Raw genomic sequence first — 23,973 nt, 5'->3', positions numbered from 1 at the left:
CTGCTCCGGTTCGCGCGGGACGCGGCTGGTGAGGTGGCCAGGCCGGCGCGGGGGTGAGCGCCGGGCTCGGAGGGGTGAATCGGCTGTTGTTGTGAAGTCGGCGCGGGTTGTCGCCGATGTCCCTCGGCGAACCTCCCCCCACATCACACCTGGACGCGGCTGGTAGGCGATGAAGATTGTCGCGGGGGCAGCGCCGGGCTGAGTCGGCTGCTGCCGAGGCAGTGGGGACTCGGCGCGGGCGGTCGCCGCCACCATTTCGTGCGTTGCCCTGCATGGACGCGCGGAGTCTGCGAAGACCGGACTCCTGCTGCTCGGCCGGTGCCGGAACCTAGCTGTGTAGGTGCGCTCGCTGTGGGTGGGCGTGGATCGGATCCGTGGCCCGGCGGTGGGGATGGCGGTTGGTTGCGGCAAAGTGTCCATGTGAGCGAATCGCGTTCGAAGTACACGCCCCGGCCGATGTCCAGTGCGACCACCTATGCGCTCGGTGCGGTCGCTCTCGTGTTGATCGTGTTGATCGTCATCGCGGCGATCCGCTGGGGGCGGGACGACGCGGCCGTCCGGAACGACGGCTACGGGTCGGCGCGCAACGAGACGGTGCACTCGGTGCTCGAGCAGAACGGATCGATTCTGCTCGGCCGCCCGGACGCGAAGAAGACCATCGACATCTTCGAGGACCCGCTGTGCCCCGGCTGCGGCAGCCTGGAGCGCATCTACGGCCAAGAGATCGCGCAGAAGATCGATGAGGGCGCGCTGGCCGTGCGCTATCGCTTGGTGAACTTTCTCGATGCGCGCTCCGGGAGCAAGGATTACTCCACCCGCGCCGTCGCCGCGAACCAGTGTGTGGCCGAGGCGGGTTCGGGACCCGTCTACTCCAAGTTCCACACCGAGCTGTTCACCACCAAGCGCCCCAGTGAAGGCGGCGCCGACCTGAGCAACGAGGAGCTCGCCACGATCGCGGGCGATGCCGGGGCCGCCGAACCCGTCCGGCAATGCATCGCCACCGGAGCCAAGGTCGACGCCGCCCGCGGCAGCGCCATGGCGCAGACGGCGGCGCTCGGCACGGCCTTGGGCGGCTCCGCGGCCACACCCGCGGTCTTCGACGGTACGACCAAGGTCGACACCAACGACGAGAACTGGGTGGTCTCACTCACCCGGTGACCGGCGGACTCCTGCGCTGTTCCCGGCAGGCGACGCTCTCGGTGATTTCCCTCACCAAGCGGGGCTTTCGACACGGCACCGGCTGCCTTCGGCGTCCTGTCGGATCCGATCTAGGCGGACGGAAGGGCCGGGACGCCGACTCCACCAAATCGACGCCCCGGCCCGCTCGACGGCGCGACCCGACATCCCCAGCCCCCGAGATCGCCGCCCGCCGAGCTTTCGGTTGGCCTGGGGCCGGGCGACGGCTCCACCTGCCGCCACCCGGCCCGCGCACTCGACAGCGCGATCCGGCCCCCTGCCCCTAGACCGCGCCTCGAGATGTCTCATCACCTGCTAAGACGTTGTGCCGCTACTCGTTTCGTTTTGCGGCCGCCCCGCCAGCGTGCCGACCGATCGCCACCGCGATCCGGCGTCAGGTACATCCGTCTCGCGCCAGGCGACCGCTGGACACTCGGAAACGAACAAACCAGCAACCCCATCTGCTCTGCTCGATCCCGAGCGTCCAACCGCCTACCGACCCACACCCCGCACAATCGAAACTACTTCGAACACATGTTCGATACTAACCCCGATCGCCGCCTCCTGTCACCCCCGAATCGAGGCGATTTGGTTGCCGACACACCGTTGGTGTAACTTCATTCAAGCGCGGCGGGGACGCCCGGAGCGCAACCGACCAGGGGCTATGGCGCAGCTGGTAGCGCACCACACTGGCAGTGTGGGGGTCAGGGGTTCGAGTCCCCTTAGCTCCACAAAACATCAGGTCAGGCTCGGTTTTCAACCGGGCCTGACCTGTTTTGTGTGCACAGCCGAGTCTCGGCACGCCCGGTATGCGGGATTCCGGAGGTCCCGAAAGGTCGGTCATGCCGATACGGCCGGCGAACAGTGCTGTCGGTCAGAGGCGCGTCGCGGTGTGGACGAGATCGGCGACGGCTTTGGATCTGCTGTGTGGTGGCCAAGCGATGACGGTCGTGACGGCTGGTGCGTCTTGCACGGGCACGACGGCGTGCTCGTCGCGTAGCTGGGTTCGCAGCGACTCGGGCACGACCGCGCAGGCCAGTCCGAGGGCGATCAGTTGGAATAGTTGGGTGTGGTCGCGCACCTGCGGGCCGGGGCCTTCCGGATAGCTGCCGTCCCGTCCAGGCCAGCGCGGCAGGGGCAGGTTCGTCAGAGCGTCGACCTCGGCCAACCGCACATGCGTCCGATTGGCGAGAGGATGTCCCGCAGGCAGGACCACGACTTGATGTTCGGTGTGCAGATCCTCGGTGTCGAATCCGGCTGTCGTGTCGTAGGGCCGGTGGAGCAGAGCGACGTCGGCACGCCCGTTGCGCAGCAGACTTTCCGGCTGGCCCGGCCCGCACAGGATCACCTCGACGGCCGCGGCGTCCGGTTCGGCGGCGTAGGCGTGCAGCAGTTTCGACAACAGTTCGCTGGACGCTCCAGCTTTGGTGGCCAGCACCACACCGGGCTGGTCGGCCGCGGCACGGCGGGTTCGCCGCTCGGCGGCTTCGACCGCGTCGAGGGCGGCCCGGGCCTCCCGCAGCAGCACCGCCCCGGCCTCGGTCAAGGCGATGGCGCGCGAGGTGCGGTGCAGCAGGACGACTCCGAGCCGCCGTTCGAGCTGCTGGATGGCTCGTGACAGTGGTGGTTGCGCGATCGCGAGCCGTTTCGCCGCCCGCCCGAAGTGCAACTCCTCGGCGACGGCGACGAAGTATCGCATCTCCCGCGTCTCCACCGGGTCATGGTATCCGGCGATGACCACGACCGATACCCGTGCGGTATCGCCGCGCACCCGATCGGTCTTGGACGCCGCACCCGCAGCCGCAGCAGGATCGGCGGTGTGAGTGAACAGACGATCGCGCTGGTGACCGGCGCGAACAAGGGAATCGGATACGAGATCGCCGCCGGCCTGGGCGCGCTCGGCTGGCGAATCGGTGTGGGCGCGCGCGATCGGCAACGGCGCGAGACCGCGGTGGAGAAGCTGCGCGCCGCCGGGACCGATGCGTTCGGCGTTCCGCTCGACGTGACCGACGACGCGAGCGTGGCCGCGGCGGCCGGATTGATCGCCGACCATGCCGGAGGGCTCGATGTTCTGGTCAACAACGCCGCGGTCACCGGCGGTATGCCGCAGACGCCGGCCACGGTCGATGCCGCGACCGTGCGAATCGTCGTGGAAACCAACGTGATCGGCGTCATCAGGGTCACCAACGCGATGCTGCCGATGCTGCGCGCCTCGGCCGCACCGCGGATCGTCAACATGTCCAGCAGCGTCGGCTCGCTCACCCTGCAAACCACACCCGGCGTCGACATGGGCCCGGTTCCCGCCGCCTACTTGGCCTCGAAGACCTTCCTCAACGCCCTCACTATCCAATACGTCAAGGAACTGGGTGATACCAACATCCTGATCAACTCCGGCTGTCCCGGTTTCACCGCCACCGACCTCAACGGCTTCCGAGGCGTCCGCACACCGCAACAGGGCGCGGCCATCGCGATTCGCCTCGCGACCCTGCCCGACGACGGGCCGACCGGCGGATTCTTCGACGACGCCGGAACGGTGCCCTGGTGACGGACACGCCGGTGCCCGCCATTCCCCTTCTCGAGGTCAGCGGCGCGTCGCGCGTCGGAGGAGAAGCAAGACCACCGCAAAGGCGGTCAGGTACGACGAGTTCGGGCTCACTCGATCCCGAATTCCGCTGTGATCGCGGCGAACTGCGTGTCCACCTCGGAGCGGAAGACCAACGCGGTGGTGTACAGCGTCGTCATCGCGGCTTCGAGGGCGTCGGGTCGGCAGGCGTCGATGATGGTGGGCAGCGCGAAGGACGGGCGGTGGATCGGGCCCGGATCGAAGGGGTTCGCCGCCGCACCGGCCGGACCCATCGTTGCTTCGATGGCTCCCACGTGCTCGTCGTCCGGCGGGCCGAAGTCCTCGTCGTGCAGCCGGGTCATGGCCGCGTCCGCGTCGTCGAACGGGGGCGGTAGCGGTCGGCCGTCCCGCAGCGCCGCGAGGGCGGGTCGTACCCACGGCCGGTCGGTGAGCCCGGCTTTCGCGCAAGCCTTCGCCGCTGACCAGCGTGCCAGTCGCCGCAACTCGGGATCACCCATGCCGGCGATCGCCTCGGCGAGCGCGCGGTCGTGGCGGGCCAGGTCTTCCGCGCCGGGGTGATCTTCGAGCCGGGGTATCGGCTCCCCACCCCAGCGCCGTCGCTGGAAAGCGGCCGCTTGCTCCGCCAGTTCATCGATGTGCAGGCGGCGCGAGCCTTCGTCGTCGACTACGACGACCCAATTCCTCCGCGCCGTGGACCGGCGCGGTGACCTCGGGTAGCGGGACATCCTCGGGCACACCGTATCCGGGCATGTCCCACTGCACAGCAGGTAGCGGTTCACTGCCGTCGTCCGGCCATAACCGGATACGCCACACATCGCCGGGTTCGGTCGACCCGGGCCAGCCATAGTTGACGAATCCGCGGCCGCTGACCTCGATCAGGTACTCGCCCTTCGGCACAGGGCAGTCGGCCGCGCCGTCGACCGGCGACGAGAGGCACAGTGTGCCCTCCTGCCCGACTCGCAACCTCGTCTCGCACACCTGCTGCCATTCGGCGCGGTCGTCGGGCGGACGCTCGTCCCACAGCTGAACCGTCACCGGCATCCGGAAGTTGTTCTGGTGCGGGCTCAACACCAGCACCGCGAGCCCATCGGAGGCGAAAGGATGCGCCGCTAGTGCGCGGTCGAGCAGTTCGAGTTCATCGACCGGACCATCGATGCCGCCGTCGATGCGAAACTGTCCGTAATCCATGAACAGGTGTACGGTTTCCTCGCTGACCGGTTGCCTCGACCTGGTGCTCACTGCGTCATCTTGGCAGGCGAGCGATGCCCCTGCGCGAGGGCGACGTTCCCGGTCAGGGGAGTCCGCATGCCGGATTCTCATCCTTGGCCGCCGAGTCGCCGCCGATCGTGGTCAGACGGCGACCCGGTCCGTGGCGAGGAAATCGTCGACGAAGCCCAGCGCGCGGGCTTCCAAGCCCGCGTAGTGGGCTTCGCGGACGGCGCCGGTGAGGGCTTCGTCGAGCAGAAGGTTGCCCGCCGCGTCCAGGCGCTGCCGCTTCTCCTCCGCGCCGGGCAACAGCCCCACCGATGAATGGGTGAGGCCGCAGTAGTAGGCGATGCCGTCGTCGAGTTGCGCGCTGAGCGCATCCTGCATGAGTTCCACGACCGCGTCGTCGTCCGCCGCGCCCGCCAGGCCCAGCCACAGCATCCGCTTGCCCGCGAGCCGGGATTTGCTGCGGCCGTAGGCGAATCCGTAGTTCCACACCCGATCGATCCAGCCCTTCAGAATCGCCGGGACCTGCATCCAGTACACCGGGAACACCGCGACGATCACGTCGGCGGCGAGGATGCGCCGCATATGGCTTTCGACCTCGGGGGAGTACGCCTTCTCTCGATTGCCCCATTCCGGGAGGTCGGCCGCGGTCATGCGGGGATCGAAGTTCTCGGCGTGCAGGTCCAGCAGGTCGATTCGGTAGCCCGCCGCGGTGAGCCGCCGGGTGGCCAGCCGGGCGATGTGGGCGGTCAGCGAACTGGGCCGGGGGTGAGCGACGACGACCAGTGCGGTGCGAGTGGTCGCGGTATCCACGGTCGGGTTGTGTTGCACGAGGGCCTCCCTGGTGGGTCCGGAGTTCCGGACGATCGGTTGTGCGGTCCGGACTTCATTCCACACTGGCGACCATGGACGATCTATGGGTAAAGATCTACATTTGATAGGAGTTCGTCTACGCTGACGGCGTGGACCCTTTGAGCAAACTGTTGGGTGGCATCCGTGCCGAAGGCGCCGTGCTCACCACCGCGGTCCTGGAAGCACCGTGGAGCATCCGGTTCGCCGACGAGGCGCCGCTGACCATGGTCACCGTGCTGCGCGGTGGGGGAACACTGCTGCTGCCGGGCGGTGTTGAGCGCCGGATCACGATGGGGGACACCGCGGTAGTGCGCGGCCCGGAACCATTCGTCCTCGTCGACCGCCCAGATACTGTCGGCCTGCCGCACGAGCAATACGAGGTCGCCTGCTTCGCGCCGGAGGCGAAATGCGATCCCGCGCTCGACGGCGGTCGCTGGGGCAACACCCCCGCCGGTGAGACCACCACTCTCATCGTCGGCGCCTATCGGGCGTCCGGCCGGCGCCACGAACGGCTGTTGCGTGCCATACCGCCCGTCTTGGTCGTGACCGACGATGTGGAGGTGTGCGCGTGGATGGAGTCGATCGCCGCGGACGCGGCCAAGCGTCCGGCCGGTGCGCAGGCGATGATGGACCGGCTGCTCGACTGGGCTCTGGTGTGCACGCTGCGCGACTGGTTCGATGAGCTGGACGCCGACGCGCCGGGTTGGTATCGCGGTCCGGCCGATCCGGTGGTGGGGCCGGCACTGGCGGCCATGCATGGAAAGCCCGCCGCCGGTTGGACGGTCGCGTCGCTGGCGTCCGAGGCAGGGGTATCGCGGGCGCTGTTCGCACGGCGGTTCGCCGAGGTCATGGGGCAGTCGCCCGTGGCGTATCTCACCGAATGCCGGATGGACGAGGCGGAGGAACTCCTGGCCGACCGCAGTCTCACCGTGGCGCAGGTGGCGAAGGCCGTCGGTTACGCCGACGCTTTCGGTTTCAGTGCGGCGTTCAAGCGACATCGGGGAATCCGCCCCAGCGAATTCCGCGCCACCGCCGATCTCGGAGCGTGAACCGGCACGGAACCTGCGTCGAAGCAGGACGTGGTCTGGTGGCCTGCTCTCGCGAAAGCCACTGCGGCTGCCACAGCGATGTGGCGGCGATATCTCGCTGCCAGCGCGGCTACAGTCTCGCCGCGGTGGCTGCGGTTCTCGAAACCGGCTGCCAGCGGCGACTGCGTGAGGCGGCAGCCGGGATCGATCAAGAGCCCATGCTCGAGAGGCGCCCGGGGTCTGGTCCGCACCGGCATTCGTCCGATGAGCACCGCCAATCGCTGACCTGGGGGCGCACCGCCGCGACCGAGGCATCGAGATGGGCAGGTGGGTTCCCGGCGGACTTGGGTATCCGGTCGGTGTCCCGCGGCGCTTCCGTCGTGGCACATGGGATGGGAGGAGCACCATGACCCACACCGGCCTTTCCGGCACCGCCGGGCGCATCGCCCACAACAGCGTGTTCGCGCGGTTCGCCCGCGCGGGCTACGTCATGTCCGGCCTCGTGCACCTGCTCATCGGCTACATCGCCATCCGGCTGGCCTTCGGCGGCGGGGGGAACGCCGATCAGTCCGGCGCGATGGCCGAGCTGGCGAACAAGCCGGGCGGCACGATCACGCTCTGGGTGGCTGCGGCCGCGTTCGTCGTGATGGCGCTGTGGCGGCTGATGGAGGCTGTCTTCGGCAAAGCGTCCGAACCGGCGGCCGACAGCAAGAAGTCCGAGGCGTTCGACCGCGTCAAGGCGTTCTCCCTGTTCGCGGTCTACACGGGATTGGCTGTCACCGCGTTCCGTTTCGCCCATGGCAGTGGGCGGTCGAGCAGCAGCCAGAGTGTGGGGCTCACGGCGCGGTTGATGCAGAACACGGCCGGCGCGATCGCTCTCGTCGTGGGCGGGCTGGTCATCATCGCGGTCGGCGGCTATCACGTGTACAAGGGCGCCACGCGGAACTTCCTCGACGACCTGCGCGGACCGCAGAGCGCGTTCGTGCGGCGGCTGGGCACGGCAGGCTACATCGCGAAGGGGCTGGCCGTCGCCGCGGTCGGGTTGCTGGTGATTCTCGCGGCGACCGAATCCGATCCGAACAAGTCCGCCGGACTGGACGGAGCCATCAAGACGCTCGGCGCGCAACCGTTCGGCGTGGCCCTGCTCCTGATCGCCGGGCTGGGCATCATCACTTACGGGCTCTACAGCTTCGTCATGGCCCGCAGCGCCAAGATGTGACGACAGCTACCGCGCAGCGGTCAGCAGCCTCGGTTGGCGCCACAGGTCGTCGAGCTCCTCGGGGAGATCCGGGACCGATCGGCCGTAGGACGCGGCCAGCTCGCTCGGACTCTCGGCTCGCACCGACCAGCCGTGCTCGGCCAGCCACCGGGCCGGATCGGCCCGTTCGTCGTCGTAGAACAGCTCGGCCGGATCGACGTCCCCGAACGGGTTGTAGCGGCCGAAATACTTGGACTCCACATTCGCGAAGCGTTTGACGTCGACTCCGGCCACGAAGCTCTCCACGGCCAGCCTGCTGCCGGGCGCGGACAGTGCGTCGATGTGTTCGAACAACCTGTCCTGTGCCGCACCGGGAAGATAGGGCAACAGTCCCTCGGCCGACCACGCGGTCGGCGCGGCCGGGTCGAAGCCGGCGCCGCGCAGCGCGGCGGGCCAGTCTTCGCGCAGGTCCACCGGCACCGTGCGTCGCTCGGCCTTGGCTCGCGCGCCGTGCTCGGTGAGCACCTTCTCCTTGAATTCCAGCACTTTGGGCTGATCGATCTCGAACACCGTCGTCCCCGCGGGCCAGTTCAGGCGCTGTGCCCGCGCGTCCAGTCCCGCCGCTACGATCACGGCTTGCCGAACGCCCGCGGCCGCGGCCGAGAGGAAGAAGTCGTCGAAGAACTTCGTTCGCAAGCCCATGAACCCGGGGACCAGCGGTATGTCGTCGAGCGGGGAGGGGTCCGCCAAGAGTCCGGTGAAGTGCGGGTGGCCCGAAGCCGCGACGAACAGCGGTGCGTAGTCGTCCCGGATCAGCGGATCGGGAGCGGCTGTCTCCAGGGCCCGGAACGTCGCGACCCCCAACGCGGTGAGCCCGACACTACTGACGATGTCCCATACGTCTCCGTCGGTGCGCATCGGTCAGACCACCGCCGCGGTCTCGTGCTCGAGCACTTCGCTGGCCGCGCGTTCGCCGGAGCGGATGGCCCCGTCGATCCAGCCGCACATGACCGCGGAACTCTCGGTGCCCGCCCAGTGGATACGGCCGCACGGCTCACGCAGGGCATGGCCGAATTGCGTGAGCACGCCGGTGGGCGCGTGACTGAGCATCCCGCCGCCGGAATAACGCTCCGCACTCCAATCCTGCTCGATGTAGTCGACCGGTGCGCCTGCCTTCCGGCCGAATCGCTCGACGAGGGCGTCGAGGATCGCGCGCCTGCGTTCCGTCTCGTCGAGCCGGGCGATCTGCCGCGCGAGCGGTCCCTCGATGATGACGCACAGGACACCGGGCCGCCCGGTGTCCGTGCACGCGTCGATGGTGATCGTCGCGGGGGAGCCCGGCGCGGCGGACTGCCCCGACAAGCCGTCGTCGCGCCAGAACGGCTCGTCGTACACGACGGAGACCTTGATGATCGAACCGCTCGGCATGCGCTGATGCAGGAACATGCGGTCGGCGGGCAGCATCGGTTTGTACGAGATCTGGCCGGCGACCGCGAGGGGCACGGTCACGATCGCCCGGCGCGCCCGCACCCTCAGGTCCGACGCGCGCACCGTCACTCCCGAATCGTCCTGGTGGATGCAGCGGACCGGCTGCGAAAGGTGGATCGCGTCGCCGAGTTCGGCGGCCATCGGCCGGTAGATCGCGCCCATGCCCCCGATCGGCCGCGCATCCTGCGCCGCGTCCTTGACCCCGAGGACGAAGCCCGGCCCGCCGCCGGAAGCCATCTGATACAGGACGAACAGCAAGGAGACCTCCGAAGCCGCCGAGGTGTAGCAACCGGCGACGGCGGTCTCGAGCAGATCGTGCGCGGGCTTGGACAGGACGTTGGCTTCCAGCCAGTGCGCCAGGCTGACCTGATCCCATTTGTCGGCCTTCTTCGCCGCCCACGGCGCTTCCAGCGGCACCGACTTGCACATGTGTCCCAGCTCGAGGAAGACGGCGCCGAGGTTCATCGCCGCCCACGGGCTCATCGTCCACGGGATCGTTCCGGTGTAGCGGTGCTGCTTGCCGTCGACCACCATCATGGCCTCGCCGCCGGTGTACTGCTTGTAGCTCGAGACGCCGAACTCGGTCATCAGCGCTTGCACGCGGTCCTGACCCGGCCCGATCCAGGCGCCGCCGCGATCGATCCAGCACCCGTCGCCGCGCACCTGGGTGAAGGTGCGCCCGCCGAGCCGGTCCCTGGCCTCGAGCAGCGCCACCGATCGACCCATCTGTTTCAGCCGCAGCGCGGCCGTCAATCCGGCGAATCCCCCGCCGATTACGCAAAAGTCGACGTCTGTCATGGCGTGCCGTCCTCGGGTTGCAGTTCGCGCACAGCCGCCGTGCCCCTGCGCTCGACCGGCGCACTCGACACAGCGGGTGCGATTCGCCTTCGATCAGGTCAACGCGTCGAAATAACGGGGCAATTCTATAGCAACCCATAGCGGCCGGTCATCTCGAGCCGTTTCCGGTGCGGACGCCCTTCGAGCTGCTTAGGCTCACGGATTCTGTTGTTCGAACCGCCTGGAGCTTCTCCGATGACGATGCCCACGTCCTCCGCGCACAGCCGCGCACCGCACGGTTCGCCGATCGGCACCGACGGCCCCCGAATCCCTTTGTTCGCCGACGAATTCGCCGCGGACCCGCACGGTGCCTATCGCGCGATGCGGGAGCGGTACGGATCGCTGGCGCCGGTGGAACTGGCGCCGGGCGTGCCGGCCACCTTGGTGCTGGGGTATCACACCGCCGTGCGGATCTTGAACGATCCCGACCACTTTCCGGCCGACCCCCGCGCCTGGGAGCAGGACATCGCCGCCGACTGTCCGGTGCTGCCGATGATGCAGTGGCGGCCGAACGCGTTGCGCAACGCCGGAGCCGAGCATGCCCGTTATCGGCAAGCCAATGTCGCGGGTCTGGCCAAGGTCGATCTGTACGGCCTGCACGACACCGTCGCGCAGCTGGCGACACCGCTGATCAACTCGTTCTGCGCGGACGGGTCGGCGGATATCGTGCGCCAGTACGCTTTTCCGCTCGCCTTCGCGGTGCTGAACGCCATGCTGGGGTGTCCGGCCGAGATCGCGCAGCGCGCCGCGAGCGGTATGGCCGCGATCTTCGAGGGCGTCGACGCGGAGCAGGGGAACAAGATGCTCATCGGCTCGCTGGGTGAGCTGACGGTGTTGAAACGGGCCGAGCCAGGTGACGACATCACGACGCGGATACTCCGGCACCCGACCGGGCTGAGCGACACCGAAGTCGTGCACCAGCTGGGGACGCTCTACGGCGCGGGGATCGAGCCGCAGCTGAATCTGATAGTCAACACGCTCTTGCTCATCCTCACCGACGAGCGGTTCGGCGGCAGCGTGCTCGGCGGCAGCCTGTCGAGCCGGGACGCGCTGGACGAGGTGCTGTTCAACGATCCCCCGATGGCGAACTTCTGCTTCAGTTTCCCGAAGCAGCCCATCCTGATCGACGATGTCTGGTTGCCCGCCCACCAACCGGTCGTGATCAGCATCGCCGCCTGCAACACCGATCCCGCGATCCGCGCCGAACGGTACTCGGGCAACCGCGCCCATCTGGCGTTCGGCGGCGGCCCGCACGCGTGCCCGGCGAATTCGCTGGCGTACCTGATCGCCCAGGACGCCATCGATCAACTGCTCGACGCGCTGCCCGAGCTGCGGCTCGCGGTCCCGGTCGAGGAGCTGACCTGGCGTCCCGGCCCGTTCCATCGAGCGCTGACCGCCCTGCCGGTGGTGTTCCCGGCGTCGCTGCCGTTGCCGCTGCCGTAACCGGGGGTCGAAGGGTTCTGTGCCACACGAGGGGTGGCGGGATCGAGCTACGCGCCGCCGAGCAGTAGCCGGTAACGGCTCTCCAGCCCGTCCAACAGGCATTCCAGGCCGACTTCGAAAGCGTCTCGATCGATCCGCTGCTGCCGCTCGGCCAGCAGGTGTGCCTCGTTCAGATGCGGATAGGCGTCGGCGTAGACCGCGGCGTCGGAGGGGAATCCTCCGGCGAACGATCCCAGCGACGCTCCGGTGAGGAAATAGCGCATGGTGGTGCCGACCGTGGTGGCCTCCCGGCGCGGCCAGCCCGCGGCGACGAGGCCGCCGAAGACCGCGTCGGCCATGCGCAAGGCGTTGGGCCGGTGACCGGGACCGCTCGCCAAGGCGGGCACGATGTGCGGATGCGCCGCCATGGCGGCGCGGTAGGAGCGGGCCCACTCACGCAACGACGAGCGCCAGTCGGGATGCTCGGCCGACAATCCCTCGAACATCGAGACGTCGACCTCGCCGAGCACGGCGTCGACCACCGCATCGATGAGGTCGTCCTTGGTGCGGACGTGGTTGTACAGCGACGGACCCTGCACGCCCAGCTCGGTGGCCAGCCGCCGCGTCGAGACAGCGGCCAGGCCCTCGGCGTCGACCAGGGCGAGGGCGGTGTCGATGATGCGGTCGCGGGTCAGCAGCGGCCGGCGGGGGCGTGCCATGGGTCTCCTTTCGGTTCTGGCATTGTCGCAGGCACACGCCCGGATACTTGCACCGCTAGTTTCGCGCCCGGCTCACCTCGTGCGCTCGTGGCCGGCCGCGGACGCGGCGATTGTGTCGCCACACCGGCGGCAGGGATATCCGAGTGCGATGACCAGGGTGGGCGCGCCGTGCGCGATGATGGTGTGCCGTGGCGGATTACATGGCGGTCTTCGATCGGGTCCGGGGTTCTCTGCTGGGTGGGGCGGTGGGTGACGCGCTCGGCTGGCCGATCGAATTCCTGCGGCTGGAGCAGATCCGGCAGCGGTACGGCGACGAAGGCGTGACGGGCTTCCTGCCTCAGCACGCCGAGGACGCGCCGCAGCAGGTCACCGACGACACCCAGATGACCCTGTTCACCGCGGAGGGGCTGTTGCGTTCCGCGCCCGGCGCGGACCCGGTGCCCGCGTTGCGCCGAGCGTATCTGCGCTGGTTGCAGACGCAGCGGCAGGAGGAGCCCGCACCCCACGTGGACGGGTGGCTGGCGAGCCTGCCGTTCCTGTACGCGGTGCGGGCGCCAGGGAACGCGTGCATGTCCGGTCTCGGGCAGCAGTCACGGGGATATCTCGCACCGGTCGCGCTCGGCGGGAGCGGGCCGGTGAATCCGCATTCGAAGGGATGCGGCACCGTCATGCGGTCGGCGCCCTTCGGATTGTGCGGAATGGGGGCTGATCTCGCGTTCACCACCGCCGCGCGGGCGGCGCAGCTGACCCATGGGCATCCGACGGGGTATCTCGCCGCAGGGGCGTTCGCGGCATTGGTCGACCGGGTCGTGAGCGGGATCGAGCTGCCGATCGCGTTGCGGGACACGATCGCCCAGCTCGCCGCCGTCCCTTCGAGCGCGGAGACGGTTGCGGCGCTGACCCGGGCCGTGGAATTGTCCGAGCATCCCGTCTCCGCCGAGCAGGTCGAGCTGGTGGGGGAAGGGTGGGTCGCCGAGGAATGCCTGGCCATCGCGGTGTACTGCGCTTTGCACGCGGTCAGGACCGGCGATGCCCGCGCGGCACTGCTGCTCGCGGTGAACCACTCCGGGGATTCCGATTCCACGGGCGCGGTGGCGGGGAATCTGATCGGGGCGGTCCACGGCGTCTCCGGACTGCCGATCGAGTGGGCGGCGGCGGTCGAGGGCCGCGACGCGCTGGTGCAGGTCGCCGACGACCTCGTGATGAATTTCGGGCTCGGCGACCGGTCGGGGCTCGCCGCCCGCTATCCCGTCGACGAGGGTCTGTGAGAACCGCGTAGTCGCAGGCAGACTCGGAGCGGTCACGCCGGGGGCAGGGCGGCCCGCGTCCTCACGCGCCGAGGGCGCGCGCCAGGTGGGGCCACGAATCGTGGAGGTCGGTCTCGAACTGACCCCAGGTGTGCGAGCCTTCCGCGCGGTTCACATGGATCGCGGGCAGCCCGAGTTCGTCGAGACGATCGGCGAAGGCCGCCGTGCAGGAGCTGGCTATCGCCTCGATGGGTGGAAAGGGCAGGCCGCGATCGATCGCGCCGGGAGTGCCGGAGGCGGCCGACAAGTAGATCGTCTTCCCGGCCAGAGCGGCCGCGTTGGCGAAAGCGTCGTGCGCACGCCAGATCACTTCGCCCGGAGCGCCCCACATATTCGCCGGATTGCCGCCGCCTCGGATGACCTGCGCGCTCACCATCGCCGCGCCCACGGCGTCGGCGGCCCACGGGCATCCGCTGTAGGCCGCCACCGCGTCGTACACGTCGGGCGCCTGGATCGCGAGGTCGACGGCGGATCCGGCGCTCATCGACACTCCCGCGATCGCGTTGCGCCCGGTCGTGCCGAGTTCGGCGTCGAGCGTCGCGGGAAGCTCCCGCGTGAGATAGGTCTGCCAGCGGTTGCGCCCGACCGCCGGATCGTCGGCGAGCCAGTCGGTGTACATGCTGTAGGCGCCGCCGACCGGCATCACCACGTTGACGTGCTTGTCGGCGAAGAACTCCCGCACGTCGGTGTCGTCCCACCACGAGATTCCGTCGACTCCACCGCCGATGCCGGTGAGCAGGTACAGCGTGGGCGCGGGACCGCCACCCGCCGCGCGGATCACCCGATTGGTGACCACCCGATCCATGGACGGCGAATAGACATCGATCTGGGAAACCGAGCCGCCGAGCGGAACTTGCCCGACCACGTGCTCCCGTGCGGGCTCGGCTCCGGCAGGGGCGAGGGAAAGGAAGGACGCCGCGACAGCGGTCGCGAGCGCGCTGACGAGCGCGCCCGAATACCTAGAAGCACTCACTATTCCGGTGTACCCGCCTCCGACGCCAGTACGCCTGCGACTGCGGAGGATTCACGGTTGTCCCCATCGAAAGCCTTGGGCGCGGCGACTTTCGGAGGAACATCAGGCGGCCGTGCGGTTCGCCGCGGTCGCCCGCAGGCTTCCAGACCCGCGCCGCCAGGATCGCAGTATCCCGGCTGCCCACAGGGCGACCCCGATGTAGAGCACCTGTTCCGGGATGCGCGCCCACAGCGGCGTCGCGGGTGCGCCGTTGAACGGAATGCCGGAGACAGCCGCGTGGACATTGGCGGGCAGCATGACGACGAACAGTGCGGCGAGCCCGAGCCCCGCTGTTCGGCGGGTGCGTGCGAGGAAGAGGCCCGCTGCGCCCAGCAGTTCCAGGACGCCGGTCAGGTAGACCATCGCGCCGGGGAAGGGGACGAACGGCGGCACCATCGGGAGCAGATCGGCATGAGTGGGCACGGGGGATTCCGTGAACGCGTCCGGGAGAAAATGCGTCGTGCCGGTCATGATGAGCATCACGCCGAGAGCGTAGGCGGCGCAGGTGGGCCAGGCGGCGAACCGGAGTACGCCGAAAGCGCCCGCCGTGCGCAGCGCGAGCAGGGTGGTCAGCAGAACGACGAGGGTTTCCATCACGCCTCCGTGGGGACAGGCCGGCCGGGCGCCGGGGTGGTGGTGAGCCGGATGAGCAGGTAGAGCAGGACGCCGAGCGGCGCGAACAGGATGGTGAGCGCCAGCAGCGGGCTGATCAGCAGCGATGGGAGACGGCGGGTGCGGCTGTCGAGGAAGATCCAGCGGCCGAGGAACAGGTCGAAGGCCACGAAATGCGCCCAGGCCGCCGCGGCGCCGGCGCTCGAACCCAGCACCGCGCGCAGGCCGGACAGTTCCGGGTCGGCCAGCGCCGGGGCGAGTGTGGCGAACTCGGGCACGACCAGTGCCGCGTAGACGATCAGCGGCGGCAGGCAGACGAGCGGCGAGGCGACGATCGCCCCGGTCCGCCGCCACTTCGGCGCCAGGATCATCAGCGCCCAGAACGGCGCCGCGAACCAGAAGGTGATATCGAAGAACAGTTCCGTCATCGGCCCGCTCCGATCGGGAATCGCCGTACGGCAGCGTCTTTCGGCCGGACCGCGACGGCCGTGGCCGCTGTGGCGGCGAGGACGACCGCGGCGAACGCCGCGAGGGTGGTCACGTCGGGACGGACCACCGACTGTCCGCGCAGCGCCTGCCAGGTCAGCACCGCGAGCAGCGCGGCGTAGGTCGCCGCGGCGATCACGACGAGCGTTCGCCTGGTGCCCGGCGCGCGCAGGACCGGGAATCGCCGCGACCCGTGCTCGAGAGCGAGCAGAAGCAGTGGAATCACTTGCAGTGCATGCATGCCGAGGAAATGCGGGACGCGCAGATCGCCGGCGACCGTGCTCCATCCGAGGAAGGGCAACCCGGGACCACCGTCGGGAAGCCCGACGGTGTGGGCGCCGCGGATCGAGCTGCCCGCCGCCCGCTGTTCGGCCGTCGGCGCCACCATCAGCATGCCGAGCGCGGCGCCCGCGAGGGAGAGCGCGGCACCGTAACGGATCGCCGCGGCGCGGGCGGGGTCGGCCGCCGGATGAGCGAACAATGCGGCCGACACGACCATGGTGGCGAGCCAGACCACCACGATGGACGACCCCATGAGGTCCCACAGCGCCGCGTTCAGCGGCGTCGTGAAATTGAAGTGGCTGGTGGTGCCCCGCAGGATCTGGGTGGTGATGACGACGAGTTCCACCGCCAAGCCCAGTGCCGCCACCGTCCCCGCCCACCACGCGACGCGCCGCCACCCGGTGAGCTGGGCGAGCAACCACGCCCAGGTGACGGCGTAGACCAGCACGGAAAGGGCGAACTTCGCGGACTTCGCCCATATCGGTAAGCCGGTGATGGTGCGGTCGTCGATGAGCATGCCCCCGATCGACCAGCCGACCAGGAGCGTCATGGCGACGGCGAGCAGCATCAGCGGCCGATGCCAGGAGAGGGCTGGGAAGCGCTGGAAAAGGGCGGTCACGACAAGTCGACCTTTCGAGACTGAAGGTATCGATAGTTGCACTATCAGTAGCAATTATGGATAGCTGTACTATCCGTTGTCAAGCAGCCGACCGAACCCGAGGAGTCCGATGCGGATCGCCGAACTCAGCCGCGCCAGCGGCGTTCCCGCCGCGACGATCAAGTACTACGTGCGCGAGGGGCTCCTGCCTTCCGGTGTGCGGACCCATCGCAATCAGGCCGAATACAGCGACGCCCACGTCGGCAGGCTGCGGCTGATCCGGGCCCTGGTGGATATCGGCGGCGTGTCCATCGAAGCGGCGAAGGAACTGCTCGCCGCGCTCGACAGCGGCAGCCTGTCCGCGCGCGACGCCCTCGGCCACGTGCAGTACGCGCTGGGCGGGCGGCGCTCGCCGGTCGGAGACGAACGACGGGCGGCCGCCGCCGATGACGTCGCGGCACTGCTGGACCGGCGCGGCTGGCGGATCGAGGACGACAGCCCGGCCCTCGGCACCCTCGTCGACGTCTGTGCCGCGCTGCGCCTGCTCGGCCACGACGAGGTGGTGGCCGCGCTGGACGACTACGCGAGCGCCAGCGAAGCCATCGCCGTCACCGACATCGCCCTGGTGCGCGACGAACCCGGCCTGGAGCGGATGACCGAAACCGCCATCGTCGGAACGATTCTGGGCGACACGCTGCTCGCGGCGTTGCGCAGGCTGGCGCAGGAACATCTGTCCAGCACGCTGTTGCCGCCGGACGACGCCTCCGGCGAGGTTTAGCCCGGCCCGCGCGCGGCATGCCGGAAACAGGAACCATCCCGACGGAAGGAGAGCACTCATGACCGATCAGCTCAATGGGACGCGGGTGCTGATCATCACCTCGAACACGGGAGTGGAGCGGGACGAACTGCTGGTGCCGCGCGACGAACTGCGCGAGCGCGGCGCGCGGGTCACCCACGCCGCGCCGAAGCGAGAAGAGGTGCAGACGTACCTGCACGACACCGAGAAGGACACCGCCGTGCAGCCGGACGCGTCGTTGCACGAGGTCTCCGTGGACGATTATGACGTGCTGGTCGTGCCCGGCGGCACGGTGAACGCGGACAAGCTGCGGGTCACCGACCGGGCGATCGAGCTGGCGAAGGAGTTCGCGGGGGCGGGCAAGCCGATCGCGGCGATCTGCCACGGCCCGTGGCTGCTCGTGAACGCCGAACTGGTCCGCGGCAAGACGCTGACCTCGTATTTCTCGCTGCGCACCGACATCGCCAACGCGGGTGGCGACTGGGTCGACGAAGCGGCGGTGCGCTCCGCCGAGGGCGGATGGACCCTGCTCACTTCGCGCAACCCCGGCGATCTGCCCGACTTCGTGCACGCCATCACCCGCGAAGTGGTCCCTGCCGCGCGTTGACCCGGCGCGGCTATCGATTCAGTTGCCCGCCAGCGGTTTTCGCGGGTCGATCGCGATGCCCAGCTCGCGCAGCCGGTTGTCGATGAGCAGCCAGCACTCGGTGGCCAGGCGGTCGACGAGGGCGGCCTCGGTGGTGTCGTGGTGTTCCAGCCACCAGCGCACCGAGGCGTCCACCAAGCCGAGCAGCGCCACCACCACCCGGTCCGCGGCCAGCGGGTCGCCCCCGAATTCCGGCAGGTAGCGGGTCGCCGCCGCGGAGATCTCGGCGGCGAACGCGCTCCCGCCGACGCGCGGTTCGTTGCGGCCGCGCCGATAGTCGCGTCCGACCAGGAAGCGATACAGATTCGGATGCTCGGCGGCCCAGCGCACGTGCTGGGCCAGCGGCGCGCGAATGATGTCCATGGGTGTGCCGTCCACCGCCAGTCGCGCGCGAATCCGCTCGGTCAGATCGCGGTGCGCGTGCCGGGCGACGGCCAGGTCCAGTTCCTCTTTGCTGGCGAAATGCCGGTAGACGTGCGTGCGGGCCAGTCCGGCGCGGTCGGCGATCTTTCCGGTCAGCGCGTGCGGCCCGTCCTCCTCGATCGCCGCGATCGCGGCTTGCACGATGGCCCGGCGCCGCTCGTCGCGGCCGGGGCGATCGCGCGTGGCACGCCGCGCTTGCGCGGTGTCCACCCAAGGTTGTCGTGCCACGGCGCTCAGCGTATCGGCAGGAGAATCGAGTGGTACACCTTGTACCCGGCAGCTCATTGGTACACACTGTACCCGTAACTGTCGGTATCAGACTTTCGCAAGGAACCCCGATGACGACCTACCGGTCCGCCTGGCTCGACGACGACCTGGACGCCCTGCGCGAGCTCGCCCGCTCGTTCTTCGCGAAGGAGCTGACGCCGAACATCGACAAGTTCATCGAGCAGCACCACGTCGACCGTGACTTCTGGAACAAGGCGGGCGCGCTCGGCCTGCTGTGCGCGTCGATCCCCGAGGAGTACGGCGGTGGCGGCGGCACCTTCGCGCACGAGGCCGTGCTGATCGAGGAGCAGGCCAAGGCGTTCGACACGTCCTGGGGCGCCACCCTGCACAGCGGCATCGTCGCGCACTACCTGCTGCACTACGGCACCGAAGAGCAGAAGCGGCAGTGGCTGCCCAAGATGGCCAGCGGCGAGGTCGTCGGCGCGATCGCCATGACCGAGCCCGGCACGGGGTCGGACCTGCAGAACGTCAAGACCAAGGCCATCCGCGACGGTGACGAGTACGTGGTGAACGGCTCCAAGACCTTCATCACCAACGGCAGCCAAGCCGATCTCATCATCGTGGTCGCCAAGACCGACACCAGCGAAGGCGCCAGCGGCATCTCGCTGATCCTGGTCGAGGCCGACCGGCCCGGCTTCCGGCGCGGCCGGGTGCTGGACAAGGTGGGCCAGAAGGGCCAGGACACCTCCGAACTGTTCTTCGAAGACGTCCGGGTTCCGGTCTCGAACCTGCTCGGCACGCAGGAGGGGCAGGGTTTCGTCCAGCTGATGCAGCAGCTTCCGCAGGAGCGGCTGATCATCGCCGTCGGATCGGTCGCCGGGATGGAGGCCGCGCTCGAGGTGACGCTGCGCTACACCAAGGAGCGCCACGCCTTCGGCAAGCCGCTGTTCGCCTTCCAGAACACCAAGTTCACCCTCGCCGAGGCGGCCACGGAGACCCGGGTGGCCCGGGTGTTCCTCGACGACTGCATCATGCGGCATCTGCGCGGGGAACTGGACATCCCGACCGTCGCCATGGCCAAGTGGTGGACCACCGATCGCGCGATGGCGGTGGCCGACGAGTGCCTCCAACTGCACGGCGGCTACGGCTACATGACCGAATACCCGATTTCGCGGATGTGGACCGACAGCCGCGTCCAGAAGATCTACGGCGGCACCAACGAGATCATGAAAGAGATCATCGCCCGCAGTCTGTGATCGCGCGGCCGACGGTGTTGGCGAAGCGCCAACACCCTGTCGGGCCGCGCACCAGAGGGCCTACGCTTCGGTGACGTCCACCGAGGTGGCCGTGGCAGAGACAACGAGGTGCCAGCCACCTCAGGCGTGAAGGGACGATTGCGATGAGCGACGTCGAGACTCCTCCGTTCAAGGACATCGTCAACGGTGCGTTGGAATTCACCATCCCGATCGCGCACAAGATGGGCGTGCAGGCGGTGGAGGTGCGGCGTGGTCACGCGGCGACCTCGGTGCCCGCCGAGGGCAACGGCAACCACTTCGGCGTGATGTACGCCGGGGTGCTGTTCACCGTGGCCGAGATCCTCGGCGGCGCGATCGCGGTCGCCACCTTCGACAACTCGGCGTTCTATCCGCTGGTGAAGGACCTGCACATCTTCTTCCGCAAGCCGGCCAAGACGGATGTGCGCGCGGAGGCGACACTGACCGAGGACGAGATCGCGCGCATCACCGCCGAGGCGGCGGCGAACGGCAAATCCGACTTCACGCTGCGGGCCGTGGTCACCGACACCGACGGCGTGATCGTGGCGGAGACCGAAGGGCTCTACCAGTTGCGGGCGCACGGCAAGTAGCCCGCGCCGGCGCCGGAGCGGATCGCGAGCGCGCTTCCGGCGCCGGTCTGCCGCATCCTGCGGTGAGATCGACGCGGAGGACTCATTTCCGCCAGGTCGCAGGGCTCGCTCCGAGGTCACGGAGCGGTCGCGGGACGGGTGCCGTGCCTTGGCGTCACGGGTGCATTTCCGCGGCTTCGGAAAGATAACGGCTCGGTAGCTGCTGCCTTCGCGGCGCCCGCGCGAGCGTCGTTGCGCCTACTACTGCAAGTCGTGGACCTGCGAAAATGCGATCTGCTTCACCATATCGCGGTGATCTCGATCACATAACGACGCTGTAACAGCCGATCCATATCGCGCGATTTCTCGCGAACGACCTGCGTGGATGGCCCAGAGTCTCGACCAGGGGTCAAACCTCACCGGGCGTTATTCGAACGTGATCTGCCGCGACATCTCCGCTAACGTCGGTGACGGCTCGGGGCAACACCGAGATCGAGCTCGAATCGCAGAACGCCGGAAACCCTGTCCCGCGGTTCGAGTGTCCACGACATTCCTGGGGACAGGGGCGCGGCGAATTCGCCGAGCCGGTGGGCGCAGGCGGGAAATCTCATGTCGCAAAACCGTAAATTCACCACTCGTGTTCTCGGCTTCACCGCGGCCATCGGCGCCTTCGTCGCCGTGCCGTTCGGCCTGTCCACCGCGACCGCTTCGGCCCACAACTGGGACGCCGTCGCGCAGTGCGAGAGCAGTGGCAACTGGTCCACCAACACCGGTAACGGCTTCTCGGGCGGCCTGCAGTTCACCCAGAGCACCTGGGAGGCCAACGGCGGCAGCGGCAGCCCGGCCAACGCCAGCCGGGAAGAGCAGATCCGCGTCGCCGAGAACGTCCTCGCGACCCAGGGGCCGGGCGCCTGGCCCGTGTGCGGCGCTTACCTCTGATGCGCCACCGGCGCCTACCGCGAATGCGCGGTAGGCGCCGGATTGTTTTTGCCGATAATACCCTTCGGCGCGATCGGCGATTATCTGAGGAATCTTGCTGATAATTCGCGATTCGATCAGCAATTCGAATTCGGATTCACCGAACCCGGATTCGTCTCGTTCTTCCGCGGCTCGGGATCACGCCGGTCGCCGTCAGGTAACGCCGCGGCACGGCGCAGGCGTGCGCCGCGCCGCGGCTCGTACCGGTCGCTGTCAGGTAACGGTGCTCAGGCTCGCCACAGTTGGTCACCGGAGCGCGACAGCACGATGTTCGGCACCACCGCGTTCCGGGACAGCCGGGTGATCGCCAAGACCATCTCGGCGATGTCACCGGTGGTGAGCATGGCCGACCGGTCGAGGACATCACGCTTCCACGCGGTCATGTCGGTGTCGACGTAGCCGGGGGACACCGCCGTCGCGCTGACGCCGTTCGCGGACTCCTCCAGCGACACCGTCTCGCACAGCGAAATGAGCGCCGCCTTGGTCGCCCCGTAGGCCGCGAGGCCGGCCTCGCCCGCGACGCCGGTGATCGAAGCGAGCGCGACGATCTTCGCGCCGCGCTCCCGATCCTCGTCCGCGCTCTTGCGCAGCAACGGCAGCGCGGCCTGGATCAGCGTCAGCGGCGCGCGGAAATTCACGTCGAGCATGCGCTCGTACGCCTTGGCGGGCAGATCGGCCACGGCGCCCGCCGTGCCGGTGCCCGCGCTCAGCACCAGCGTGTTCATGCCGCCGAACCGTTCCTCGTGCGCCTGGACCAAGGCGCGCACCTGATCGAGGTCGTTCATCTGCGCGACCACCGGGTGCACTTCGGCCCCGGTTTCCGCGCGCAGGCGCGCCGCGGTCTGCTCGAGCGTGTCGAGCGTGCGCGCGGCGAGGGTCAGGTGATAACCCTCACCGGCGAGGCGGCGTGCCACCTCGGCGCCGATGCCGCGCGAGCCTCCGGTGATCAGTGCGGTGCGGACGCTCATCCGAGGCGTTCGATGATCGTCGCGTTGGCCAGGCCGCCCGCCTCGCACATCGTCTGCAGGCCGTAGCGGCCTCCGGTCTGCTCCAAGTGGTTGACCAGCGTCGCCAGGATGCGGGTGCCGGAGGCGCCGAGCGGGTGACCGAGGGCGATCGCGCCGCCGCGCGGGTTCAGCTTGTCCGGATCGGCGTCCAGTTCGTGCTGCCAGACCAGCGGCACGGGCGCGAACGCCTCGTTCACCTCGTAGGCATCGATGTCGTCGATGCTCAGCCCGGCGCGATCGAGCACCTTGCGGGTGGCCGGGATCACGGCCGTGAGCATGAGCAGGGGATCGTCGCCCACCACGGAGAAGGAGTGGAACCGGGCGCGCGGCCGCAGGCCCAGTTTCGCCGCCGCCTCCTCGCTCATGATCAGCGCGGCCGAGGCGCCGTCGGTCAGCGGGGAGGAGTTGCCCGGTGTGATCGACCACTCGATCTCGGGGAAGCGCGCGGTGTACTGGTCGTCGACGAAGGCGGGCCGCAGCTTCGCCAGGCTTTCGCCGGTGGTGGCGGGCCGGATCGTCTCGTCGGCCGTCAGCGTGCCCGCCGCGACCAGTTCGTTGTCGAAACCGCCGCGCGCCGCGGTCTCGGCGGCGAGCCGATGCGAGCGGGCCGCGAACTCGTCGAGCGCGGCGCGATCGAACTTCCACCGGGCGGCGATCACCTCGGCCGCGATGCCCTGCTGGATGAGGCCGTCCGGGTAGCGGTGGGCCAGCGGCCCGCGGTTGGCGTCCTTGCCCTGGCCGTTGGAGAACATCGGCGCGCGGCTCATCGATTCGACGCCGCAGGCGATCGCGACGTCGTAAGCGCCCGCGATGACGCCCTGCGCCGCGAAGTGCGCGGCCTGCTGGCTCGACCCGCACTGCCGGTCCACCGTGGTGGCCGGCACCGACTCCGGGAATCCGGCGGCCAGCGCGGCGGTCCTGCTGATGTTGAACGCCTGCTCCCCGCTCTGGGTGACGCATCCGCCGACGACGTCGTCCACCACGGCGGGATCGAGGTCGTTGCGGGCGACGAGTTCGGCGAGCACGCCCGCGAGCAGGGTGGCCGGATGCACGTCCGACAGGCCGCCGCCTGCCTTGCCCTTACCGGACGGTGTGCGGACGACATCGACGACGACGGCGGACCTCATGGGCCATCTCCGATCAGATAAGTTAACTGCCATTCGCAGTTAAGTTAACACAGATTCACCGCTGAGGGCCATGCCGGGGCGTGTCGCGACGGGTGCGAAGTACGGGTCGGAC

General features: G+C 68.9%; 25 protein-coding genes and 1 tRNA gene. 12 read left to right on the top strand and 14 right to left on the bottom strand.

Annotated features, from left to right (window positions below):
• The first annotated feature begins 420 nt into the window (after positions 1-420).
• Complete coding sequence (locus tag ACH49X_RS06440; RefSeq protein WP_397069017.1) at positions 421-1,158, top strand: DsbA family protein; 738 nt, start codon at positions 421-423, stop codon at positions 1,156-1,158.
• Between the two features lie 676 nt (positions 1,159-1,834).
• A tRNA-Ala gene (locus tag ACH49X_RS06435) sits at positions 1,835-1,907 on the top strand.
• A 143-nt stretch (positions 1,908-2,050) separates the two neighbouring features.
• Here the strand turns inward: ACH49X_RS06435 and ACH49X_RS06430 are convergent.
• Positions 2,051-2,890, bottom strand: a complete 840-nt coding sequence (locus ACH49X_RS06430; RefSeq protein ID WP_357208172.1) for a LysR family transcriptional regulator — start codon at positions 2,888-2,890, stop codon at positions 2,051-2,053.
• 105 nt (positions 2,891-2,995) lie between these two features.
• Between ACH49X_RS06430 and ACH49X_RS06425 the strand changes: the two genes are divergently transcribed.
• On the top strand, positions 2,996-3,721 hold the full coding sequence (locus ACH49X_RS06425; RefSeq protein ID WP_357208174.1) for an SDR family oxidoreductase: 726 nt from the start codon (positions 2,996-2,998) through the stop codon (positions 3,719-3,721).
• Positions 3,722-3,828: 107 nt separating this feature from the next.
• Here the strand turns inward: ACH49X_RS06425 and ACH49X_RS06420 are convergent, their stop codons facing one another.
• The 3 genes from ACH49X_RS06420 to ACH49X_RS06410 all read right to left on the bottom strand — a co-directional run bounded on the left by ACH49X_RS06420 (position 3,829) and on the right by ACH49X_RS06410 (position 5,803).
• On the bottom strand, positions 3,829-4,485 hold the full coding sequence (locus ACH49X_RS06420) for a hypothetical protein (RefSeq protein ID WP_357208176.1): 657 nt from the start codon (positions 4,483-4,485) through the stop codon (positions 3,829-3,831).
• Positions 4,388-4,999 carry a hypothetical protein gene (locus ACH49X_RS06415; protein ID WP_357208178.1) on the bottom strand — a complete coding sequence of 204 codons (612 nt, stop codon included), beginning with the start codon at positions 4,997-4,999 and terminating at the stop codon, positions 4,388-4,390. The genes ACH49X_RS06420 and ACH49X_RS06415 overlap by 98 nt, the downstream gene beginning before the upstream one ends.
• A 111-nt stretch (positions 5,000-5,110) precedes the next feature.
• On the bottom strand, positions 5,111-5,803 hold the full coding sequence (locus tag ACH49X_RS06410; RefSeq protein ID WP_195078509.1) for an NAD(P)H oxidoreductase: 693 nt from the start codon (positions 5,801-5,803) through the stop codon (positions 5,111-5,113).
• A 131-nt stretch (positions 5,804-5,934) separates the two neighbouring features.
• On the opposite strand from ACH49X_RS06410, the gene ACH49X_RS06405 reads away from it, so the two are divergent.
• Together ACH49X_RS06405 and ACH49X_RS06400 are read left to right on the top strand one after the other, a co-directional pair.
• Positions 5,935-6,873 (top strand): AraC family transcriptional regulator, encoded by a 939-nt coding sequence (locus ACH49X_RS06405; protein WP_195078510.1) that lies wholly within the window; start codon positions 5,935-5,937, stop codon positions 6,871-6,873.
• Positions 6,874-7,258: 385 nt separating this feature from the next.
• On the top strand, positions 7,259-8,071 hold the full coding sequence (locus ACH49X_RS06400) for a DUF1206 domain-containing protein (RefSeq protein ID WP_195078511.1): 813 nt from the start codon (positions 7,259-7,261) through the stop codon (positions 8,069-8,071).
• A 6-nt stretch (positions 8,072-8,077) separates the two neighbouring features.
• Here the strand turns inward: ACH49X_RS06400 and ACH49X_RS06395 are convergent, their stop codons facing one another.
• On the bottom strand, positions 8,078-8,968 hold the full coding sequence (locus tag ACH49X_RS06395) for a class I SAM-dependent methyltransferase (RefSeq protein WP_195078512.1): 891 nt from the start codon (positions 8,966-8,968) through the stop codon (positions 8,078-8,080).
• Between the two features lie 3 nt (positions 8,969-8,971).
• Positions 8,972-10,336 (bottom strand): FAD-dependent oxidoreductase, encoded by a 1,365-nt coding sequence (locus ACH49X_RS06390; protein WP_357208180.1) that lies wholly within the window; start codon positions 10,334-10,336, stop codon positions 8,972-8,974.
• A 234-nt stretch (positions 10,337-10,570) separates the two neighbouring features.
• Here ACH49X_RS06390 and ACH49X_RS06385 point away from each other — a divergent pair, with 234 nt between their 5' ends.
• The gene (locus ACH49X_RS06385; RefSeq protein ID WP_357208182.1) at positions 10,571-11,818 is read left to right on the top strand and encodes a cytochrome P450; all 1,248 of its coding nucleotides are present in this window, start codon (positions 10,571-10,573) and stop codon (positions 11,816-11,818) included.
• A gap of 47 nt (positions 11,819-11,865) precedes the next feature.
• On the opposite strand, the gene ACH49X_RS06380 is transcribed toward ACH49X_RS06385, so the two are convergent.
• On the bottom strand, positions 11,866-12,516 hold the full coding sequence (locus tag ACH49X_RS06380) for a TetR/AcrR family transcriptional regulator (protein ID WP_195078515.1): 651 nt from the start codon (positions 12,514-12,516) through the stop codon (positions 11,866-11,868).
• Positions 12,517-12,704: 188 nt separating this feature from the next.
• On the opposite strand from ACH49X_RS06380, the gene ACH49X_RS06375 reads away from it, so the two are divergent.
• Positions 12,705-13,784, top strand: a complete 1,080-nt coding sequence (locus ACH49X_RS06375) for an ADP-ribosylglycohydrolase family protein (RefSeq protein ID WP_323124180.1) — start codon at positions 12,705-12,707, stop codon at positions 13,782-13,784.
• 61 nt (positions 13,785-13,845) lie between these two features.
• Here ACH49X_RS06375 and ACH49X_RS06370 read toward each other — a convergent pair whose 3' ends face one another.
• The 4 genes from ACH49X_RS06370 to ACH49X_RS06355 form a co-directional block, all read right to left on the bottom strand.
• Entirely contained in the window at positions 13,846-14,796 is a 951-nt protein-coding gene (locus tag ACH49X_RS06370) for an alpha/beta hydrolase family protein (protein ID WP_323124181.1), read from the bottom strand.
• A gap of 102 nt (positions 14,797-14,898) precedes the next feature.
• Positions 14,899-15,429: a hypothetical protein gene (locus tag ACH49X_RS06365; protein WP_357108365.1), complete on the bottom strand. Its 531-nt coding sequence runs from the start codon at positions 15,427-15,429 to the stop codon at positions 14,899-14,901.
• Complete coding sequence (locus tag ACH49X_RS06360; protein ID WP_357108368.1) at positions 15,429-15,875, bottom strand: ABA4-like family protein; 447 nt, start codon at positions 15,873-15,875, stop codon at positions 15,429-15,431. The genes ACH49X_RS06365 and ACH49X_RS06360 overlap by 1 nt, the downstream gene beginning before the upstream one ends.
• Positions 15,872-16,834 (bottom strand): hypothetical protein, encoded by a 963-nt coding sequence (locus tag ACH49X_RS06355; protein ID WP_357108371.1) that lies wholly within the window; start codon positions 16,832-16,834, stop codon positions 15,872-15,874. The genes ACH49X_RS06360 and ACH49X_RS06355 overlap by 4 nt, the downstream gene beginning before the upstream one ends.
• A gap of 109 nt (positions 16,835-16,943) precedes the next feature.
• On the opposite strand from ACH49X_RS06355, the gene ACH49X_RS06350 reads away from it, so the two are divergent.
• Together ACH49X_RS06350 and ACH49X_RS06345 are read left to right on the top strand one after the other, a co-directional pair.
• Entirely contained in the window at positions 16,944-17,591 is a 648-nt protein-coding gene (locus tag ACH49X_RS06350; protein WP_195078518.1) for a MerR family transcriptional regulator, read from the top strand.
• Positions 17,592-17,649: 58 nt separating this feature from the next.
• Positions 17,650-18,216, top strand: a complete 567-nt coding sequence (locus ACH49X_RS06345) for a type 1 glutamine amidotransferase domain-containing protein (RefSeq protein ID WP_357108375.1) — start codon at positions 17,650-17,652, stop codon at positions 18,214-18,216.
• 18 nt (positions 18,217-18,234) lie between these two features.
• Here ACH49X_RS06345 and ACH49X_RS06340 read toward each other — a convergent pair whose 3' ends face one another.
• On the bottom strand, positions 18,235-18,906 hold the full coding sequence (locus ACH49X_RS06340) for a TetR/AcrR family transcriptional regulator (protein ID WP_357108378.1): 672 nt from the start codon (positions 18,904-18,906) through the stop codon (positions 18,235-18,237).
• 110 nt (positions 18,907-19,016) lie between these two features.
• Here ACH49X_RS06340 and ACH49X_RS06335 point away from each other — a divergent pair, with 110 nt between their 5' ends.
• From ACH49X_RS06335 to ACH49X_RS06325, 3 genes are all read left to right on the top strand, one after another.
• Positions 19,017-20,162 carry an acyl-CoA dehydrogenase family protein gene (locus tag ACH49X_RS06335; protein WP_195078521.1) on the top strand — a complete coding sequence of 382 codons (1,146 nt, stop codon included), beginning with the start codon at positions 19,017-19,019 and terminating at the stop codon, positions 20,160-20,162.
• 143 nt (positions 20,163-20,305) lie between these two features.
• Entirely contained in the window at positions 20,306-20,770 is a 465-nt protein-coding gene (locus ACH49X_RS06330; protein ID WP_195078522.1) for a PaaI family thioesterase, read from the top strand.
• A 588-nt stretch (positions 20,771-21,358) separates the two neighbouring features.
• Positions 21,359-21,688: a transglycosylase family protein gene (locus tag ACH49X_RS06325; RefSeq protein ID WP_195078523.1), complete on the top strand. Its 330-nt coding sequence runs from the start codon at positions 21,359-21,361 to the stop codon at positions 21,686-21,688.
• Positions 21,689-21,954: 266 nt separating this feature from the next.
• Here ACH49X_RS06325 and ACH49X_RS06320 read toward each other — a convergent pair whose 3' ends face one another.
• Positions 21,955-22,695 carry an SDR family oxidoreductase gene (locus tag ACH49X_RS06320; RefSeq protein WP_357108386.1) on the bottom strand — a complete coding sequence of 247 codons (741 nt, stop codon included), beginning with the start codon at positions 22,693-22,695 and terminating at the stop codon, positions 21,955-21,957.
• The gene (locus ACH49X_RS06315) at positions 22,692-23,861 is read right to left on the bottom strand and encodes a thiolase family protein (protein ID WP_357108389.1); all 1,170 of its coding nucleotides are present in this window, start codon (positions 23,859-23,861) and stop codon (positions 22,692-22,694) included. Before ACH49X_RS06315 ends, ACH49X_RS06320 begins: the two co-directional genes overlap by 4 nt.
• Positions 23,862-23,973 lie beyond the last annotated feature (112 nt).

Source organism: Nocardia sp. NPDC019323 (assembly GCF_044389845.1).
Lineage (GTDB): Bacteria > Actinomycetota > Actinomycetes > Mycobacteriales > Mycobacteriaceae > Nocardia > Nocardia implantans.
This window is presented reverse-complemented; position numbering and strand designations above follow the sequence as displayed.

Bases quoted from the DNA above. Each gene is read 5' to 3' on its own strand.
- ACH49X_RS06325 (WP_195078523.1), top strand. From the start codon at position 21,359: ATGTCGCAAAACCGTAAATTCACCACTCGTGTTCTCGGCTTCACCGCG.
- ACH49X_RS06320 (WP_357108386.1), bottom strand. From the start codon at position 22,695: ATGAGCGTCCGCACCGCACTGATCACCGGAGGCTCGCGCGGCATCGGC.
- ACH49X_RS06345 (WP_357108375.1), top strand. From the start codon at position 17,650: ATGACCGATCAGCTCAATGGGACGCGGGTGCTGATCATCACCTCGAAC.
- ACH49X_RS06350 (WP_195078518.1), top strand. From the start codon at position 16,944: ATGCGGATCGCCGAACTCAGCCGCGCCAGCGGCGTTCCCGCCGCGACG.
- ACH49X_RS06400 (WP_195078511.1), top strand. From the start codon at position 7,259: ATGACCCACACCGGCCTTTCCGGCACCGCCGGGCGCATCGCCCACAAC.
- ACH49X_RS06330 (WP_195078522.1), top strand. From the start codon at position 20,306: ATGAGCGACGTCGAGACTCCTCCGTTCAAGGACATCGTCAACGGTGCG.
- ACH49X_RS06365 (WP_357108365.1), bottom strand. From the start codon at position 15,429: ATGGAAACCCTCGTCGTTCTGCTGACCACCCTGCTCGCGCTGCGCACG.
- ACH49X_RS06420 (WP_357208176.1), bottom strand. From the start codon at position 4,485: ATGTCCCGCTACCCGAGGTCACCGCGCCGGTCCACGGCGCGGAGGAAT.
- ACH49X_RS06390 (WP_357208180.1), bottom strand. From the start codon at position 10,336: ATGACAGACGTCGACTTTTGCGTAATCGGCGGGGGATTCGCCGGATTG.
- ACH49X_RS06385 (WP_357208182.1), top strand. From the start codon at position 10,571: ATGACGATGCCCACGTCCTCCGCGCACAGCCGCGCACCGCACGGTTCG.
- ACH49X_RS06360 (WP_357108368.1), bottom strand. From the start codon at position 15,875: ATGACGGAACTGTTCTTCGATATCACCTTCTGGTTCGCGGCGCCGTTC.
- ACH49X_RS06335 (WP_195078521.1), top strand. From the start codon at position 19,017: ATGACGACCTACCGGTCCGCCTGGCTCGACGACGACCTGGACGCCCTG.
- ACH49X_RS06315 (WP_357108389.1), bottom strand. From the start codon at position 23,861: ATGAGGTCCGCCGTCGTCGTCGATGTCGTCCGCACACCGTCCGGTAAG.
- ACH49X_RS06380 (WP_195078515.1), bottom strand. From the start codon at position 12,516: ATGGCACGCCCCCGCCGGCCGCTGCTGACCCGCGACCGCATCATCGAC.
- ACH49X_RS06395 (WP_195078512.1), bottom strand. From the start codon at position 8,968: ATGCGCACCGACGGAGACGTATGGGACATCGTCAGTAGTGTCGGGCTC.